Raw genomic sequence first — 16,353 nt, forward strand, 5'->3', positions numbered from 1 at the left:
GTCAGGCCAAAGAGGACTCAAAACCAAAACAAGAGTCGGTATTCACATATCAATTCCTGCTTTTCGGAGCGGCGTTGGAAATTTTAATCCTTAGAGTTCAAAATATTGGTGTAGCACTTGAGAGGTACACTTTCCAACCGACTGCCGGGTTATGCAGTCATAGGAGTCCTCACATTGGGTGACGTCATTAAAGATGATTATCAGACCGACTACGTGCCAGGTCAGGATAATATCGAGAAGTTCGGATTCGATATACACAACATCGTGTTTCCGTTAACCGCAATCCTGATCGTTGCTTTTGTCGTCGGAACCCTCATTTTTCCTTCGGGTGCAAAGGAATTGCTTGATAGCGCCAAGAATGGCGCGATCGCTGTCTTTGACTGGGGCTTTCTCCTCAGTGCAAACCTGTTTGTGCTCTTCTGCCTGGCACTGATTTTTATGCCGGTGGGCAAGATTCGGATTGGCGGTACCGATGCCAAGCCTGAATTCTCCCTGCTGTCCTGGTTTGCCATGCTGTTTGCGGCGGGCATGGGGACAGGGCTGATGTTCTGGTCAGTTGCCGAGCCTGTGGCTTACTACACCGACTGGTATGGAACGCCTCTGGGAGTTGAACCAAACACCGCAGAAGGCGCGCGCCTGGCGATGGGCGCGACCATGTACCACTGGGGCCTGCATCCCTGGGCGATATACGCGATTGTCGGGCTTTCACTGTCGTTCTTTGCCTTTAACAAAGGCCTGCCGTTAACCATCCGCTCTGCCTTTTTCCCGATCCTTGGTGACAAGGTCTGGGGCTGGCCCGGTAACGTGATCGATACCGTGTCCGTGTTGGCGACGATCTTTGGTCTTGCGACCTCGCTCGGCTTTGGCGCTCAGCAGGCAGCATCGGGTATTTCCTACCTGTTCGACATTGAGGGAGGTCTCAACGTTCAGGTTGGCGTGATTGCGGGCGTGACTGCCGTCGCCACCTACTCCGTGATTCGCGGTATTCATGGCGGTGTTCGGATTTTAAGTAACGCCAATATGGTGATGGCGGGGTTGCTGCTCCTGTTTGTGATTTTTGCGGGACCCACGCTCGCCGTTTTTCAGTGGCTTTGGGATACATCGGTTTCCTACGCGTCCAACATGTTTGCACTCAGCAATCCGTTCGGTCGCGAGGAAGACACCACCTGGTTCCACGGCTGGACCGTATTCTATTGGGCCTGGTGGATCTCCTGGTCTCCGTTCGTCGGTATGTTTATCGCGCGTGTGTCCCATGGCCGTACGGTACGTGAGTTCGTAACCGCGGTCCTGATCATCCCGACGATAATTACGCTCTTCTGGATGAGCGCCTTTGGCGGCGGCGCCCTTAATCAGGTGCAGAACAATATTGGTGCGCTGGGGGCTGATGGTCTCACGGAAGTGTCGCTTGCCATGTTCCAGATGCTGGAACATATTTCACTCGCGGGAATCACCTCGTTTATCGGGATCACTCTGGTGTTGACCTTCTTCGTCACGTCCTCCGATTCCGGTTCGCTGGTGATTGATAGCATTACCTCTGGTGGCAAGACCGACGCCCCAAAAGCACAGCGCATCTTCTGGGCTGTTACCGAAGGGTCGATTGCTGGTGTGCTTCTGTTCGTTGGCGGTGAACAGGCGCTGAACGCACTGCAGGCTGGTGCCCTGAGCGTTGGGCTGCCATTTACGCTGGTGCTGCTGGTGATGAGCTACAGCCTGTTTAAGGGCCTTCACCATGAGCGCCGCTTGCTGATGGCTGAAGGCAAGATGTGACTGCCAGCTTAATTACAAATTGCAGCTACAGCGGGCCCCTCATTGAGGGGCCTTGTTGTTTGGGCGGCAATATCTGATCAAGACGAATAGAATTGCCGGATGGCACTTAGCAGGGTGTCCACATCCTGTCGACTGACGTCCTGATGGGTGACAAAACGGATGGGATCACCGGCCGTAATCAGGATGCCCTGTTCTGACAGGAAATCTTTCAGTTGTGACGCCTGGCCTACCTTGCACCGTGCGTAAACGATGTTGGTCTGGGTGCTGGCCGGGTTGACCTCAAGTTCCGGAATGTTCGCCAGGCCGTTGCTCAGGTATTCCGCGTTTTCATGGTCCTCGAACAGTCGGAGTGGCCCCTTTTCGAGCGCGATGCGTCCCGCGGCGGCCAAAATACCGGCCTGACGCATGCCGCCACCGACCATTTTGCGGAGCCGGGTCGCCCGTTCGATAAAGACTCGGGACCCCAGCAGTAACGATCCGACCGGTGCGCCCAGGCCTTTGGACAGACACACGCTGACGGAATCGTAGTGCCGGGTTATTTCGGTGACATCGCAGTTTGATTTCACGGCGGCATTGAAGACACGGGCGCCGTCCAGGTGCAGAAGAAGTCCGTGTTCGTCGCAGAAGGCACGGGCCTGCGCCTGGTACTCAAGGGGCAGTACTTTGCCTCCGATGGTGTTCTCAAGGGAGAGCAGGCGGGTGACGGCAAAATGAAAATCGTCCGCCTTGATCGCGGCCCGGGCTTTTTCTAAATCAATGCTCCCGTCCGGCTCGTTCTCGATCGGTTGGGGTTGGACACTACCCAGCACCGCGGCGCCTCCGCCCTCGTACTTGTAATTGTGAGCGGACTGGCCGCAGAGATACTCATCGCCACGGCCACAATGGCTCATGATGGCAAGCAGGTTGGCCTGGGTGCCTGTGGCAGTAAAAAGGCCCGCTTCGAAGCCGAGCCGCTGGGCGGCGGAGGCCTGCAGGCTGTTGACCGTAGGGTCGTCGCCATAGACATCGTCTCCCACCTCGGCGCTGGCCATGGCGTCACGCATCTCGGGGGTAGGGCGGGTCACAGTATCGCTGCGGAAATCAATCATTGTTCCTGGCGCCTTTTTCTTTCCTGGGGTGTCTGCATTCTACAGTGCAGCATGAATCATGGAATTCCCACCCTTTGTATTATTCCCGATTCGTCCCCATAAAGCAGAAAACAGCCCTAAAAACAGGAGATCAGTCATGACGGCACCAACCCTGAAGGAAAAGCTCAACAATGCGGTAAAAGAGGCAATGCGGAATAAGGATAAGACTCGGCTTGTGACCCTTCGCATGGCTCAGTCTGCGGTTAAACAGATCGAGATTGATGATCGCCGCGAGCTCAACGATGAGGACGTCCTTAAGGTGTTGGACAAGATGCTCAAGCAGCGCCGCGACGCTGCGAGTCAGTACGATGACGCCGGTCGAGAGGAATTGGGCGATAAAGAGCGCGCTGAAATGGTGATCATTGAGGAGTTCATGCCTGCGGCCCTCAGCGAGGATGATCTTGACGGGTTGATTCGGATGGCCATCAGTTCAACGGATGCCCAGGGCATGCAGGACATGGGTAAGGTGATGAATGAATTGAAACCCCAGGTGCTTGGCCGCGTTGAAATGGGGCATTTGAGCAAGAAAGTGCGGGCCGCGCTGGCGGGTTGATCGATAGCTTCGTCCCCGCCCCTTGAATCGGGCGGGGGTTGCATCCTTCCAGACAATCCGTTAATTTGAATCGTGCACAATTTAATCGTGAGCGAGTTAAATGCCAGAGTATCAATCTTTCAATCAGTCGGTTCCAGGAGATGACCTGCTGACACTGGATCGGCAAATGTGCTTTGCCCTGTATTCAGCGTCGCTGGCCATGACCAAGCTGTACAAGCCGCTGTTGTCGGAACTTGGGCTTACCTATCCCCAGTACCTCGTCATGCTGGTTCTGTGGGAGACCGACGGCGTCAGGGTGTCCGGTCTGAAAGAACGATTGTTTCTGGATTACGGCACCCTGACCCCACTCGTCAAAAGACTCGAGAAGCAGGGCCTGCTGGTGCGCCAGCGGTCGCCACAGGATGAGCGGCAGGTAATCGTTCTCCTCACGGAGAAAGGCCGAAGCCTTCAGCAAGCTGCAGCCAGGGTTCCGGAGCGCGTCGCCAGCGCTTCGGGGTGCTCACTGGCCGAGTTGGAAGATCTCAAGACGGAGCTGTGTGCGCTGAGAAACCGCTTGCACAGCCATCTGGACAGTCATTTGGAGGAGAGTGCCTGAACAGGCTCTCCCATTTAACCCAAAGCAGAAGAGGAAAGCGTTATGTCTATCGAACAAGTGCTCTATCGTGCCCATGCAGAGGCAACCGGTGGTCGTGACGGCCGTGCCGTTTCGTCAGACGGCATTCTCGATGTAGAGCTGGCAACCCCGAAAGAAATGGGCGGTGCCGGCGGCAAGGGGACCAACCCGGAGCAACTTTTTGCTGCAGGCTATTCCGCATGCTTTATCGGCGCCATGAAATTTGTGGCCGGTCGCGACAAGCTCAAGATGCCGGAAGATGCTTCCATTGAAGGCGTGGTTGGCATCGGCCAGATTCCCAATGGGTTCGGCATCGAGGTGGAACTGCGCATCAGCCTGCCCGGTATGGATGATGCCGAGGCCAAGAAGCTGATTGATGAAGCTCACAAGGTTTGTCCGTACTCCAACGCAACCCGCGGCAACATCGATGTAACACTGAACCGGGTGGACTGATACGCGGCTGGCAGATCCTGGCTCTGCATCCGGGTCTACCAATCGAGCCTGAGGCTGGCCGACAGGGCATCGCCCAGGCTCAGGTCCACGTTCCCCGTGTTCAAGTCCTGGTATTGGACACGGGTATCTATACTGGCGCCGATGCCAAGGACCACCGCCGGCCAGGATCCGCCTCCATCGTGAACGCGGTACATCAGTTCTGTTTTCCACTCCTGCAAATAGAGCGCGCTTTCGACTTCCCTGGCCTTATCCAGCGTGGCCCAACGATCCCCGTTTCGTTCCAGCCGGAACTCCCATAGCTGCCCGGGGCTTTGCCATTGCATTAAAACCGGCAGGTCCACCAACCAATTCCCGTGTTCATTGCTTTGTTGCCAGCGTACCCTGGGAAGCCAGCGGAAAGATCCGAAGCGGTGGTCGCCGCCGATGCCGAGGCTCAGGGAGCTGTTCTCATCCAGAGTCCGGAACAGAGCGATACGGCCGTTTACCAAGTCACTGTGGACGTCCTGATACTTGAACATATTTGAAGTGCCGGCAACGCCGGCCCGTGCTTCGAGGCGGTAAAGCTGATGCTGCCATTCACCACCGAAGGTTAACCGATGCAGGTGCCCGTTGTGGGCCGGATCGCCGGTGCGGATGCGTAGTGGCTGGTAATCATAATTGATGCCGAACATGCTGCCAGAGCTCTGTTTTTGCCAGCCCAGCCCTCGCTGCGAGCGGGTCACCTCGTTGGCAGACGGCAAATTCTCCGGCCAATCGTATGGCTGCCATTGGCGATAGAGCAGGTAAAAATTGTTTGAGGCCTGCACCGTGCACGGCAGGGCAAGGGTGACAGAAAGAAGCGGGGCCAGAAGGCAAAGCCGGAATCTGGCCAAATTCCTGATTCGATACCAACGCCCTGTGTCTACCATGCGTTGCCTCTTGCCAAGCCTGTGAATTGCGTGGTCTATGCCCTACTATTTTAGCGTTAGATTCTTCCGTCACTGCGATTTTCAGGAGCCTATGTCCGATAAAGAGCTACGCACCCGATCCGACAAACAGGCGATCGATCAGTTTATCAACGAGGTTCGCACGTTGCCCAAGCAGGGTGGCGGGCAGGGGCGGCTGATTTTCGCGCTGGACGCGACCGCAAGCCGGGAAGCCACCTGGGACCAGGCCTGCCATCTGCAGAGCGAACTTTTTATAGCAACCCGGGATTTGGGTGGGCTGGCCATTCAGCTTTGTTACTACCGTGGCTTCGGCGAGTTCAAGGCCACGGGGTTTGTGACCGAAACCGGGCAGTTGCTGAATCTGATGAACGGCGTTTCCTGTCTCGGTGGGCGCACCCAGATCAGCCGGGTATTGGCCCACGCGGTAAAAGAGACCCGCGCAAAGCCCGTCAAGGCTGTGGTGTTTATCGGTGACTGCTGCGAGGAACCGGTGGACGAGCTTTGCCATACCGCCGGTGAGTTGGGCATGCTGCGCACGCCGGTGTTCATGTTTCATGAGGGCAATGATGCTCATGCGAGAGCGGTATTCCAGCAGGTGAGCAAGCTTTCAGGGGGCGCATACGCACCCTTTGACCGTAACAGTCCTCAGGTGCTCAAGGATCTTATGGCGGCAGTTGCGGTCTATGCTTCCGGGGGAGCCAAGGCCCTGCAGGATTTTTCCAGCCGCAGCTCTCCGGAAGTGAAGCGCCTGACCAGACAGATCCGATAGTGTTTGTGAGAATCCATTGATGGGCCGGTGTGCCCGGGGTATTTGAGTGCCTTTAACGCTTGTTGCCATCGTTGTCGCGGTTGTGGCTTGGGTGTGGTTGCGCAATCAGCCTGCCAGTCAGCGCAATGCCGCCATTCTCAAGCTGGCTCTGCTGGCCGGTATCGGCATCGTCGTCTTGCTGGCTGTAACCGGGCGACTGCATTTTGTCTTCGCCGGTCTGGCCTTTCTCTATCCTCTGTTGCGTCGCCTGCTGCCATCTCTATTGCGTGGTGGGCTCGGTCGCGTGGCCGGCGGTGCCGGGGCCAAGTCGGGCAACCAGTCCCATGTTTCCAGCGATATTCTCGAAATGACTCTGGACCACGACTCGGGAATCATGAGCGGCAAGATCATCAAGGGCCCGATGGAAGGGAGAGAACTGGCGGAGTTAAGCGAAAGCGAGTTCCTCGAGCTATTGCGCTATTGCCGCGGCCAGGATGAGGATTCTGCCCGGCTCCTTGAAACTTACCTGGATCGCCGGTTCGGAGACTCCTGGCGAGCAGACGATGAGGCGGCCTCTGAAAGCGATCCGTCGGGCGGCAGTAACAATACGGGCGGCCCGCTTACCGAGAGCGAAGCGCTGGACATTCTGGGGCTTGAGCCCGGAGCCAGTCGTGAAGAGATCATCAAGGCTCATCGGAGGATGATGCAAAAACTTCACCCGGACCATGGTGGCAGCAATTACCTGGCGGCGCGTATCAATGAGGCCAAGGAGTGTCTGTTGGGCTGAGGCCTGACCTTATTTGCAGGCATTCGCTCAGAGAGATTGCCTGCATGCCGGGATAAGGATATTGTTCAAAAACTGAACTTTTTGGCTCGAGGTGAGACTACAGCGGTTTGAAGATTTCAACGCTCAGCCAGTGTTTTTTATTCCTTCTGCTTGGATTTCCTCTGGCCGGGTACGCGGAGCCAATGCCGCGGCTAAAGGTTCTGGCTCCCGAGATACCGGGGGCAGCGGAGCCAAGTCTCGAGGGGCGAGATATTGAGTTGGTTTTGGCGACCTTCGATGAGTGCGGGTTTGAGGCCGAATTCATCATGCAGCCCTATGAGCGCCATGCCCGGACCTACAGGGATCGTCAGGACTTCGATGCCATTACCACAGTACCTTTGCACTGGCGTCTTCCCGGTCATTCCACATCCGCCTACATCTGGTACCAGAACGGAGCGTTCTACAATCACTCTCGTGTTGGGCCGATAGAAAGGGTCAAAGACCTGGCCGGTCTCAACGTGGTGACCTTCCGTGAAGGGGTCGATGTGCTGGGAATCAGCGACAATGTACCTGAATTCGCCTCACTGACCGAGATCGCCGATCAGACCATTCACTCCCGGCTACTGTTTATGGGCCGGGTCGATGCGATCCTCGCCGACGGATTCGTGGTGGCGGAAGTGAATCGGAGAATCTTCAACGAGAAGCGCCGCGGTGAAAGCTGGCCCTCGCAGTCTGATGCTTTTCGTTTCGCGCCAATCTTCAACCCGGCGCCGCACAAGATGGTTTTTCGGGACCCCGCACTCGCCGCTGCCTTTGATCAATGCTTCGACGATTTGCGGCAATCGGGTGTGATTGGTCTCATCAATCAGAAATTCATCGATAAGTATCAGAATGTGCTACGTTTCAGGTATCTGGGGCGGTAAGGACAGGCTCCTGAAGACAGAAGCCTGGCAATTCAAAGCCGTCGCAATGGTTTTTTAGTGCGTCACTTTTTCGGGAGATCTCGCTTTCGGCTTATTGGAGGCAGATTTCCTTTTTGACGGTTGCCTTGGTTTCCTGACTATCGGGGTTGGAGGTGCTGGCTCGTTTCGCAAGTAAGCCCCGGGCGCCGGTTCAATAACCTGCAGATTTCCCTCTCCCGGAATGCGAGCCTTCACCTCGCCACCACCGAACTGCTCGGCCCAAGCCACCCAATCTGGCCACCAGGAACCTTCAAACTGCTCGGCGCCTTTCAGCCATTCCTGTGGATTGGATGGGTTGTCCTCGTTCAGGCGATAACCGTACTTTTTCTTCTCGGGTGGATTGATGATGCCGGCGATGTGTCCTGAGCCACCGAGGACAAAACGCAGTGGGCCACCAAGGTTACTTGCGCCTTTGTAGCAGGAAATCCAGGGCGCGATGTGGTCCTCAATGGCGGACGCAAAGTAGCTTGGAATCTTCACCTTTCTCAAATCGATTGGTGTGCCCGCCAATGTAATACCACCGGGTTCACGCAGCCGGTTGTTCAGGTACATATTGCGCAGGTAAAAGCTGTGCATGGCCGCGGGCATGCGGGTGGCGTCCGAGTTCCAGTACAACAGATCAAAGGGCGCAGTATCGCGGCCGAGAAGGTAATTATTGACGAAAAATGACCATATCAGGCTGTTGGCCCGCAGCATGTTGAAGGCCGTTGCCATGGAGGCACCTTCAAGATAGCCCTGTTTGTTCATGGCCTTCTCGATTTTGGCAATAGAGTCCTCGTCGATGAAGACTTCGAGATCGCCGACCTCTGAGAAATCCATCATGCTGTTGAGGAATGTCGCGCTCTTCACGCGGTCATCGCCACGAGCCGCCAGCCAGGCAAGCGTGCAACCAAGCAGGGTTCCACCGATGCAGTATCCAACCGTATTGATTTCTCGCTCACCCGTCGCCTGCTCAATAGCATCCATGGCGGCGACCGGACCCTCGAGCATGTAGTCTTCAAAGGTCTTGTGTGCCAGCTCTGGGCCGGGATTTACCCAGGAAACCACAAACACAGTGTGTCCCCGTTCCACCCAATAACGAATGAAGGATTTTTTCTCGCCAAGGTCCAGGATGTAATATTTGTTGATCCAGGGTGGTATCACCAGCAAAGGCCGGCGATGGACGGTTTCGGTGGTCGGCCGGTATTGGATGAGTTGCATCAGATCGTTCTGGAAAACCACGTCGCCGGGTGTGTTGGCTAGATTGTCGCCCACCTCAAAAGCGTCCGGGTCAGACATGCGGAAAGGCATTGGGCCCTTGCCTTCGTCCAGATCACGCAGCAGGTTGGCCATGCCACGCAGCAGGTTCTTACCCCGTGTCTTGACGGTTGTGCGCAACACTTCCGGATTGCTCAGAATGAAGTTGCTAGGGGAGAGGACATCGGTCATCTGGCTGGTGAAAAAACGGACTTTCCGTCTATCGTGATCGTCCATATCCCGGACATCGTCAATGGTGTCCATAACCCAGCGAGTTGATAGCAAATAAGCCTGCTTGAGCGCGTTGAAGGCAATGACGTCGTTCCAGGCCTGGTCCCGGAATCGGCCGTCGCCAGGCTCCGGTTCTGCTACGGTCAATGGTTTCTTGCCAATACCGCTGGCCAAAAGGCCAGACCAGAACAGGCTGGTGTCCTTGAACATTCGCATCTGCGCAAAGAGAAGCGTGTCTGGCTGGGTTGCAAGCTTGGCTGTCAGGGTGAAAAAGGGCTTGGTCATGCTCCCCATGCTGGCCGGATTTGGCGGGCCGCCACTTAAACGGCGAATGACAGAGCGCTTGAGCAGGCGACCGCCATGGACACCCACTCGTGCCAGAGAGCGGCTTACCACATTGGGTTCGAAGTCAGGCGTTGATTGCTTTTTTATTGGTTTATCAGCCATTTTTCGTCTTCTGCCTCTCAAGTGTTACATGTAAACGCCGCCGTTAACGTTGATCTGCTGGCCGGTGATGTAATCCCCTTCTGCGGCCAGGAAGACCACGGCGCGGGCAATTTCCTCCGGCTTGCCAAAACGACCCATCGGAACCCTGGCAATGATCTGTTCACGGATATTCTCCGGGACCTGGGCCAGCATTTCGGTTTCGGTAAAGCCGGGGGCGATGGCATTGACCGTGATGTTGTACTTGGCCATTTCCAGCGCCAAGGTCTTGGTAAACGCAATAATGCCGCCCTTGCTGGCCGCATAGTTGGCTTGCCCGAAGTTGCCCGCCTGCCCGACGAAAGACGTGATGTTGATGATGCGACCGTACTTCTGGTCCATCATGATCTTCAATACTTCGGAGCAGGTGGCGTAGACGCTGCCCAGGTTGGTGTCCAGGACGTCGTTCCAATCGTCGTCGGTAAGCTTTTTCATGGACTTGTCTTTGGTGATGCCGGCGTTGTTCACCAGGATATCGATGCGGCCCCACTGCTCCTGGACCTGGCGAACCAGGCTGCGCGCTTCCGGCATTTTTGACAGGTCTGCCTGGAAGGCAAGTGCCCGGACGCCGGTCGCCTCGATTTCCTTGGCAACCTCATCGCCTTCATGCTGACGGGAGCGGTAGTTGATGGCGACATCGGCGCCGCGTTGAGCAAGTTGAAGTGCGATATGACGACCAATGCCGCGTGAGGCGCCGGTTACGAGGGCGACCTTCCCTTTGAGATCTTGCATGACATCCTCCCTGGAGCTATCGCTCGCTTTGAGTGTTATTTTTTATTATTCATAACCTCATTCAAGCTAGCAGAGCCCCTGAAGTGCGACAAGAAAACTTGATGCGTGTCACGCTTCGCGGATGAATGTCTTGAGTCGCGGCGCAATGGATTCGCGCCATTGGCTGCCGTTGAAGACACCATAATGGCCAACACCCTTTTGCAGATGATGCAGGCGTCTGGCGTCCAGGATATTCACACATAGATCATGAGCGGCCCGGGTTTGCCCGGGGCTGGATATGTCGTCCTTTTCACCTTCAATCGTCATCAGTGCTGTCTTTTCGATTGCGGCCGGATTCACCTTGCGGCCGCGATGCATGAAGCAACCCCGGGCAAGATGAAACTCCTGGAATACACGCTGGATAGTGTCCAGGTAATACGTGGCCGGCAGATCCATGACTGCGAGGTACTCGTCGTAGAACTCACGATGCCGTCTGATCTTCTCGACCTCCTTGTTTCGCATGGACTTGAAAAGACCGCGGTAGGCGTCAACATGGCGGTCGAAGTTCATGTTCACGAATCCGGTCAGCTGCAGAAATCCTGGATACACTTTCCGCATTGCACCCGGGTAGGGCGCCGGCACAGGGTGAACCAGGTTGCGCCGGAACCAGGCCAGATTGTGTTTAGTGGCCAGCTCGCATGGTGCGGTGGGGTCGACGCGTCCATCTATGGGGCCGCTCATCAGGGCCAGCGAGCGCGGTGTTGCCGGATTTTTGTCCTCGGCCATCAGGGCGGTGGCTGCGAGCACCGGCACTACGGGTTGGCAAACCGCCAATACATGGGTGTCCGGCCCAAGCTCTTCAATGAAATCGATGACGTAGTCGATATAGTCGTCCAGCCCAAAGTCGCCAGCGGAAAGAGGAACCCGGCAGGCATCACGCCAGTCGGTGATGTAGACGTCGTGGTCTGGCAACATTTCCTTCACAGTGCCACGCAGCAGTGAGGCAAAATGCCCGGACAAGGGCGCAACGATCAGGAGTTTCGGATCATCGGGGCGCGATACGCTGCGCTGGAAATGCTTGAGCTGGGCAAAGGGTTTGCGTTTGACGATGACTTCACTGATGTCGACCTTCTCCCCATCGCACACCGTTGTGTGCAGATTGAACGCCGGTTTCGGGTAGCGTCGAGTCAGGTCGCCGAACACGCCGTAGGCGGAAGCAATACTGCGAGCACCAGGCAAGCGGGACAAAGGGCTGAGAGGATGCCTGAGCAATTTGCTCTGTGCGTCTGTCATCATGCGCAAGGGCATCAGCGCGGCGCGGCTCATTTCATGGGCAAAATACATCATGATACTGTCCTGCTTGAGTTATGGAGTCCGGAAGTCAACGCAAAACTCAACAGCCATCGATTTCCGCGCTCGATCTTTGATACCCGATGCTGATAGAGATCCGGGCGAAACAGATACAATCTTCCAAAAAGGTTGAACATGTTCTTGTCGCAGATGAATTCGCCACCGGCTTTGGGTTTGGCCAGAACCCAATTGAGTTTGTAGAGCCGGCCCTCGGAAACCATGTCCACGTGCGGCCCTACCTTGTGGCCTTCTGGATATCGGACCAGGTATATATTCAGGCGTCTGGAATGAAAGAGAATCCGGGTTTTTACTTTTGCAGGCATGGTAGTCGCATACGCTCTTGCAGGAATCGCTATCAGCAGTTTGCGCGCTGTGCGCCCCGTTGGTCAATTATGGCCGGGAACTCGCTTGTTCAAAGATGAGGATTTGAACTGATGACCAGAGCATCAGGTGGTCGCAAGCTTTTGCGATGGTTTTTGCTGCTATGCGCTGGCGCTATCTTGCTGATCCTGCTGGTGGTTTTGATGTTCAGGTTCGTAAATCCACCCACCTCGGCCTTCATGCTGGGTTATCAGCTTCAGAGCACGAACAAATCCCTCGCTCACGAATGGGTGCCCATGCGAGAGATCTCTCCCTGGATGCCGCTGGCGGTGGTTGCCAGCGAGGATCAGCGATTCCCGCACCATGTGGGCGTGGATTTTGAGGCGGTTCGTCAGGCGCTCTCGGAGTATCGGGCCGGCGACGGGCTTCGAGGGGCCAGTACCATCACCCAGCAAACGGCCAAAAACCTCTTTCTATGGAACGGGCGTAGTTTCATTCGCAAGGCCATCGAGGCGGGGTTGGCTCTTGTTATAGACGGCCTTTGGTCAAAACAGCGGGTACTGGAAGTCTATCTGAACATTGCCGAGTTTGGTCCCGGTATTTATGGCGTTGAAGCCGCCAGCCAGGCCTACTTCGGCAAGCCTGCCCGTCACCTCACTGAGTACCAGGCCGCGCTGCTCGCGGCCGTGCTCCCGAATCCGAAAGTTCTGCGTGTCAACTCGCCATCGTCGTATGTGTTGGAGCGAGTGGCCTGGATTCGGGGCCAGATCGCGCAGCTTGGTGCTGGATATCTGCGAGATCTCCAGTCTGGCAGATGAGCAGATTTATTGACGTGACCCTTGGCGCGGACTCGTTGATACTAGGGGCATTGCAGGACCACTTATTTTTAAAGGATTGCACGAATGTCTCTCTTCCCCGACGACAACGGCGAAAACGATCTGTTCATGTCACGAACTGACCCGGAAAACCCTCTGGGTACCCATGCCCCATACAGTTTCGAGCTGGAAGGCAAGATCTGGCCAACCGTGGAACACTATTTTCAGGGCATGAAGTTCACCGATGACAATCGACAGGAAAAGGTGCGCAAAGCCGATACCCCCGGCAAGGCAGGAAAGCTTGGGCGCAAGCGCCATAAGAGCCTGCGTCGGGATTGGAAACAGGTGCGCGAAACCGTTATGACGCGGGGAATCTACGTCCGTTGCCGAACCCACCCCGAGATGGCAGAGGCTCTGCTGGATACCGGCGACACGAAAATCGTTGAAAACAGCAATTTCGATTATTTCTGGGGTTGTGGCCGGGATCGCAGAGGCGAAAACCGTTACGGGAAAGTGCTGATGAATGTGCGGGCGAAGTTGCGGGAAGAGCAAGAATCCGCGAGCTGATCCCTGCAGATCGGTCCTCTTTTTACGGTTAGGCATGTAGCTATTTCAGACGTGTTTTCTTGCGAAGAAGGTCAGTTGGGATACAGTATAGGTGTGGGTACGCCATTCTTGCGAGCCAACCCAACAAAGAGCCTTTCAGGGAAGATTTGGCTTTTCCAACCCATCGAGCACGGACGATAACCGAGATTCTGGTCTTGAACGTTTATCGTCAACCAGCCTTATTTCCGCTTGTTGTGGGCCTGCTCTACTATCTGGGTGCCTGGATTGGCGTTCATTATGCTGCTCTGGAGAGCGGTATAGTGGTGCTTTGGCCGCCGAACGCCGTACTGCTCGCAGCGCTGCTGAGTCAGCCGAGGAGCCGCTGGTGGTCACTTTTCATTGTTGTTATGGCTGCAGAGGTTGCAGCCGATATCTCGGTATTTTCTCTATTCCACGCGCTGCTATTCGGCACTATCAACATCGCCGAGTGCGTGCTTGCCGCCAGCCTGATTCGGTGGTTTCTTGATCGAAATCTCGATTGGAGTGAGCCCAAGGACCTAAGTCTCTTTCTGATTACCGTCTTTTTTATTGCGTCGCCTCTCGCTGCGCTTGGTGGGGCGTCGATCTACTTTTTCCTGCTGGAAAGAGATACTCCCTTTCTGACGTTGTGGCGGCTTTGGTGGGTCGGGGACGCGACTGGGTTGATCATCTTGACGCCTTTTCTGCACATGATTTTCAGTTCGGGCCTTTTGAAACAAGCGGTCAACAGTAACTGGCGTGTACGTCTGGAACTTGTCGCCGCCTGGATAGTCGGCCTTTTAGTCTGTTACCTGATCTTTGTATTTGACCTGGCTTCGGAGGATTACCTGGCGCTGTCTCCTCTGGCAGTAGTCGTGGCGCCCGCATGGGTTGCTGTTCGTTTTGGACCTTTCGCTGGCTACCCTCTTGCTACAGCTGTGGCAATGTTCGTTGCCCTCGCCTCTGCTTCGGGAGTTGGCCCTTTTGTTGGTGAACAACAGGACCACAGCGCCTTATTGACTCAGGAATTTATTATCATTTTTAACGTCCTATTGCTTTTCGTCGCTGCGTTCGTGGATCAGAACCGTCGAAAATCTGGCGAGCTCAAAAAAGCTCTGGTAAAAGTCCAACATCTGAACCAGGAGCTGGAGGAAAGAGTCCAGCAGCGCACGCAGGAGCTATTCGATGCTAACCAACAGCTCCAGACACTTGCACTAACAGACGAACTGACGGGCATTCCCAATCGACGGCGTATGCGAGCGCTGGGGGAGGAGGAGGCAAAGCGCAGCGAACGGTCCGGCCGCCCTTTCAGCGTCATGCTTATGGACATCGATCATTTTAAACGCGTCAACGACCAATACGGACATGCTGCTGGCGACGAATGCCTCAAGGCATTTGTCAGGGCGATTTCACCCTCGCTTCGGTCAATTGATCGTTTTGGGCGCTGGGGTGGAGAAGAATTTATGATTGTCGTACCGGATTCTGATCATGTCGATCTTTTCAGGCTCAGCGAAAAAGTGCTTGAATGTATTCGGGATATTGTCATACCTGTTGATGATCAGCGGGTGGTAATGAGCGTATCGATCGGTGTTGCCGAATGGCACCACGCCACCTTTGACAAGCTAGTGTCGGAGGCCGACGACGCTCTGTACCGGGCAAAAGCCAAAGGCAGGGATCGCGTAGAGATCAACTTGCGCGGACTCCGGGTGACCGAGTAGCAAGGAGGGGGCACGGTCTCGCCAACGCTTCTCTCAATCTGGCCAAGTAAAGATGCCCAGCCTGCATTTCCAGTACCGGGCTGGCGAGCTAGTTGCTCAGGTTCAGGCCCATTTCCCAGAAATCAATCTCAAGTCGGGTGGCGTCGCTGAAAATCCGGCTCAGCTCTTTGAAGCGGGCAGGGGAGACTTCGGCCAGTCGCTCATTGAGCCAGCTGATCTCTGCCTGCATGGCGTCCTGGAACTCCTCGCTTTCATACATGGCGATCCAGGCATCATAAGGATTGCTATCGCCCCGGATAGTCTCCGCCCGGCTGTTAAGCCAGTTGGCGATTTCTCCGTAGCCCACCATGCATGGTGACAGGGCGACGTGCAGGTCCAGAAGGTCGCCACGGTTACCGGTATCCAGAACGTAGCGTGTGTAGGCGAGTGTGGCTCGGGCTTCCGGCAGTTCGGCCAGCTCTTGTTCGGAAATGCCCCATTCCTTGCAGAAGCTGACATGCAGATCCAGTTCCACATCCAGGATGGCCTGCAAGCCATCCTTGGCCTGGCGGAGGTCCGACAGTGTCGGGCTTTTATAGGCGGCCAGCGCAAAGGCCCGGGCAAACTGGATCAGGAAAAGGTAGTCCTGTTTCAGGTAATGCTGGAACGCTTCGGGCGCTAGCGACGCATTACCCAATTGCTGCACGAAGTCGTGCTGGATGTACGCCTGCCACTCGCACTGGCAGCTCCGTTTCAGATCGTCAAACTGGTAAGGCATGCAGTCTCCCGAAAACACGGTTGGTTCAGTAGCAGGAATTGGGGGATGAGTCCGGATTGATTTCGCCGGCGACTTCTTCTGGGTCAATGCCGTGACGGGTCAGCACTTCCCGCACAAAGTTCACCTGAGCGAGAATTCTGTCAGCGTCATCCCCGTATTCGAACCGGTTGATCTCGACCGGCTGGGGCATGAAGGTAAAGGCGGTTTTCAGAGCGGTGAGTGTATCTTCATCGACCATTGGCATACTCCTCA

General features: G+C 55.7%; 18 protein-coding genes. 10 read left to right on the plus strand and 8 right to left on the minus strand.

Annotated features, from left to right (window positions below; translation table 11 throughout):
• The first annotated feature begins 174 nt into the window (after positions 1 to 174).
• Positions 175 to 1,767 carry a BCCT family transporter gene (locus ACWJ62_RS01850; protein ID WP_449284661.1) on the plus strand — a complete coding sequence of 531 codons (1,593 nt, stop codon included), beginning with the start codon at positions 175 to 177 and terminating at the stop codon, positions 1,765 to 1,767.
• 77 nt (positions 1,768 to 1,844) lie between these two features.
• Here ACWJ62_RS01850 and ltaE read toward each other — a convergent pair whose 3' ends face one another.
• Positions 1,845 to 2,855 (minus strand): low-specificity L-threonine aldolase, encoded by a 1,011-nt coding sequence (ltaE, locus tag ACWJ62_RS01855; RefSeq protein WP_449284662.1) that lies wholly within the window; start codon positions 2,853 to 2,855, stop codon positions 1,845 to 1,847.
• Positions 2,856 to 2,991: 136 nt separating this feature from the next.
• Between ltaE and ACWJ62_RS01860 the strand changes: the two genes are divergently transcribed.
• The 3 genes from ACWJ62_RS01860 to ACWJ62_RS01870 all read left to right on the plus strand — a co-directional run bounded on the left by ACWJ62_RS01860 (position 2,992) and on the right by ACWJ62_RS01870 (position 4,513).
• A complete protein-coding gene (locus tag ACWJ62_RS01860; protein WP_449284663.1) occupies positions 2,992 to 3,447 on the plus strand; it encodes a GatB/YqeY domain-containing protein in 456 nt (151 codons plus the stop codon).
• Between the two features lie 100 nt (positions 3,448 to 3,547).
• A complete protein-coding gene (locus ACWJ62_RS01865; RefSeq protein ID WP_449284664.1) occupies positions 3,548 to 4,042 on the plus strand; it encodes a MarR family winged helix-turn-helix transcriptional regulator in 495 nt (164 codons plus the stop codon).
• A 42-nt stretch (positions 4,043 to 4,084) separates the two neighbouring features.
• Positions 4,085 to 4,513: an organic hydroperoxide resistance protein gene (locus ACWJ62_RS01870; protein WP_449284665.1), complete on the plus strand. Its 429-nt coding sequence runs from the start codon at positions 4,085 to 4,087 to the stop codon at positions 4,511 to 4,513.
• A 35-nt stretch (positions 4,514 to 4,548) separates the two neighbouring features.
• Here ACWJ62_RS01870 and ACWJ62_RS01875 read toward each other — a convergent pair whose 3' ends face one another.
• Positions 4,549 to 5,421, minus strand: a complete 873-nt coding sequence (locus ACWJ62_RS01875; protein ID WP_449284666.1) for a hypothetical protein — start codon at positions 5,419 to 5,421, stop codon at positions 4,549 to 4,551.
• A gap of 91 nt (positions 5,422 to 5,512) precedes the next feature.
• Between ACWJ62_RS01875 and ACWJ62_RS01880 the strand changes: the two genes are divergently transcribed.
• From ACWJ62_RS01880 to ACWJ62_RS01890, 3 genes are all read left to right on the plus strand, one after another.
• The gene (locus ACWJ62_RS01880; protein ID WP_062782169.1) at positions 5,513 to 6,208 is read left to right on the plus strand and encodes a hypothetical protein; all 696 of its coding nucleotides are present in this window, start codon (positions 5,513 to 5,515) and stop codon (positions 6,206 to 6,208) included.
• A 46-nt stretch (positions 6,209 to 6,254) separates the two neighbouring features.
• Positions 6,255 to 6,974 carry a DnaJ domain-containing protein gene (locus tag ACWJ62_RS01885; RefSeq protein ID WP_449284667.1) on the plus strand — a complete coding sequence of 240 codons (720 nt, stop codon included), beginning with the start codon at positions 6,255 to 6,257 and terminating at the stop codon, positions 6,972 to 6,974.
• Positions 6,975 to 7,156: 182 nt separating this feature from the next.
• A complete protein-coding gene (locus ACWJ62_RS01890) occupies positions 7,157 to 7,876 on the plus strand; it encodes an amino acid ABC transporter substrate-binding protein (protein WP_449284668.1) in 720 nt (239 codons plus the stop codon).
• A gap of 54 nt (positions 7,877 to 7,930) precedes the next feature.
• Here ACWJ62_RS01890 and ACWJ62_RS01895 read toward each other — a convergent pair whose 3' ends face one another.
• The 4 genes from ACWJ62_RS01895 to ACWJ62_RS01910 all read right to left on the minus strand — a co-directional run bounded on the left by ACWJ62_RS01895 (position 7,931) and on the right by ACWJ62_RS01910 (position 12,249).
• The gene (locus ACWJ62_RS01895) at positions 7,931 to 9,829 is read right to left on the minus strand and encodes a PHA/PHB synthase family protein (RefSeq protein WP_449284669.1); all 1,899 of its coding nucleotides are present in this window, start codon (positions 9,827 to 9,829) and stop codon (positions 7,931 to 7,933) included.
• 24 nt (positions 9,830 to 9,853) lie between these two features.
• Positions 9,854 to 10,597, minus strand: coding sequence for a 3-oxoacyl-[acyl-carrier-protein] reductase (gene fabG, locus ACWJ62_RS01900; RefSeq protein ID WP_449284670.1), 744 nt, complete (start codon positions 10,595 to 10,597; stop codon positions 9,854 to 9,856).
• A 108-nt stretch (positions 10,598 to 10,705) separates the two neighbouring features.
• On the minus strand, positions 10,706 to 11,923 hold the full coding sequence (locus tag ACWJ62_RS01905) for a polyhydroxyalkanoate depolymerase (protein ID WP_449284671.1): 1,218 nt from the start codon (positions 11,921 to 11,923) through the stop codon (positions 10,706 to 10,708).
• On the minus strand, positions 11,920 to 12,249 hold the full coding sequence (locus ACWJ62_RS01910; protein WP_449284672.1) for a 2OG-Fe(II) oxygenase: 330 nt from the start codon (positions 12,247 to 12,249) through the stop codon (positions 11,920 to 11,922). The genes ACWJ62_RS01905 and ACWJ62_RS01910 overlap by 4 nt, the downstream gene beginning before the upstream one ends.
• A 111-nt stretch (positions 12,250 to 12,360) precedes the next feature.
• Here ACWJ62_RS01910 and mtgA point away from each other — a divergent pair, with 111 nt between their 5' ends.
• From mtgA to ACWJ62_RS01925, 3 genes are all read left to right on the plus strand, one after another.
• Positions 12,361 to 13,065 (plus strand): monofunctional biosynthetic peptidoglycan transglycosylase, encoded by a 705-nt coding sequence (gene mtgA, locus ACWJ62_RS01915; protein WP_449284673.1) that lies wholly within the window; start codon positions 12,361 to 12,363, stop codon positions 13,063 to 13,065.
• A gap of 84 nt (positions 13,066 to 13,149) precedes the next feature.
• Positions 13,150 to 13,629 (plus strand): NADAR family protein, encoded by a 480-nt coding sequence (locus tag ACWJ62_RS01920; protein ID WP_449284674.1) that lies wholly within the window; start codon positions 13,150 to 13,152, stop codon positions 13,627 to 13,629.
• A gap of 194 nt (positions 13,630 to 13,823) precedes the next feature.
• The gene (locus tag ACWJ62_RS01925) at positions 13,824 to 15,344 is read left to right on the plus strand and encodes a diguanylate cyclase (RefSeq protein WP_449284675.1); all 1,521 of its coding nucleotides are present in this window, start codon (positions 13,824 to 13,826) and stop codon (positions 15,342 to 15,344) included.
• An 88-nt stretch (positions 15,345 to 15,432) separates the two neighbouring features.
• Here the strand turns inward: ACWJ62_RS01925 and tenA are convergent, their stop codons facing one another.
• Together tenA and ACWJ62_RS01935 are read right to left on the minus strand one after the other, a co-directional pair.
• Positions 15,433 to 16,101 (minus strand): thiaminase II, encoded by a 669-nt coding sequence (tenA, locus tag ACWJ62_RS01930; protein WP_449284676.1) that lies wholly within the window; start codon positions 16,099 to 16,101, stop codon positions 15,433 to 15,435.
• A gap of 25 nt (positions 16,102 to 16,126) precedes the next feature.
• A complete protein-coding gene (locus ACWJ62_RS01935) occupies positions 16,127 to 16,339 on the minus strand; it encodes a penicillin-binding protein (RefSeq protein ID WP_209400517.1) in 213 nt (70 codons plus the stop codon).
• Positions 16,340 to 16,353: the final 14 nt, after the last annotated feature.

It is taken from the genome of Marinobacter sp. PE14 (genome assembly GCF_053566155.1).

Excerpts from the sequence above, each read along its gene's own strand:
- ACWJ62_RS01895 (WP_449284669.1), bottom strand. The coding sequence starts at position 9,829 with ATGGCTGATAAACCAATAAAAAAGCAATCAACGCCTGACTTCGAACCC.
- ACWJ62_RS01890 (WP_449284668.1), top strand. The coding sequence starts at position 7,157 with ATGCCGCGGCTAAAGGTTCTGGCTCCCGAGATACCGGGGGCAGCGGAG.
- ACWJ62_RS01935 (WP_209400517.1), bottom strand. The coding sequence starts at position 16,339 with ATGGTCGATGAAGATACACTCACCGCTCTGAAAACCGCCTTTACCTTC.
- tenA (WP_449284676.1), bottom strand. The coding sequence starts at position 16,101 with ATGCCTTACCAGTTTGACGATCTGAAACGGAGCTGCCAGTGCGAGTGG.
- mtgA (WP_449284673.1), top strand. The coding sequence starts at position 12,361 with ATGACCAGAGCATCAGGTGGTCGCAAGCTTTTGCGATGGTTTTTGCTG.
- ACWJ62_RS01870 (WP_449284665.1), top strand. The coding sequence starts at position 4,085 with ATGTCTATCGAACAAGTGCTCTATCGTGCCCATGCAGAGGCAACCGGT.
- ACWJ62_RS01880 (WP_062782169.1), top strand. The coding sequence starts at position 5,513 with ATGTCCGATAAAGAGCTACGCACCCGATCCGACAAACAGGCGATCGAT.
- ACWJ62_RS01865 (WP_449284664.1), top strand. The coding sequence starts at position 3,548 with ATGCCAGAGTATCAATCTTTCAATCAGTCGGTTCCAGGAGATGACCTG.
- fabG (WP_449284670.1), bottom strand. The coding sequence starts at position 10,597 with ATGCAAGATCTCAAAGGGAAGGTCGCCCTCGTAACCGGCGCCTCACGC.
- ACWJ62_RS01910 (WP_449284672.1), bottom strand. The coding sequence starts at position 12,249 with ATGCCTGCAAAAGTAAAAACCCGGATTCTCTTTCATTCCAGACGCCTG.
- ltaE (WP_449284662.1), bottom strand. The coding sequence starts at position 2,855 with ATGATTGATTTCCGCAGCGATACTGTGACCCGCCCTACCCCCGAGATG.
- ACWJ62_RS01860 (WP_449284663.1), top strand. The coding sequence starts at position 2,992 with ATGACGGCACCAACCCTGAAGGAAAAGCTCAACAATGCGGTAAAAGAG.
- ACWJ62_RS01905 (WP_449284671.1), bottom strand. The coding sequence starts at position 11,923 with ATGATGTATTTTGCCCATGAAATGAGCCGCGCCGCGCTGATGCCCTTG.
- ACWJ62_RS01920 (WP_449284674.1), top strand. The coding sequence starts at position 13,150 with ATGTCTCTCTTCCCCGACGACAACGGCGAAAACGATCTGTTCATGTCA.
- ACWJ62_RS01875 (WP_449284666.1), bottom strand. The coding sequence starts at position 5,421 with ATGGTAGACACAGGGCGTTGGTATCGAATCAGGAATTTGGCCAGATTC.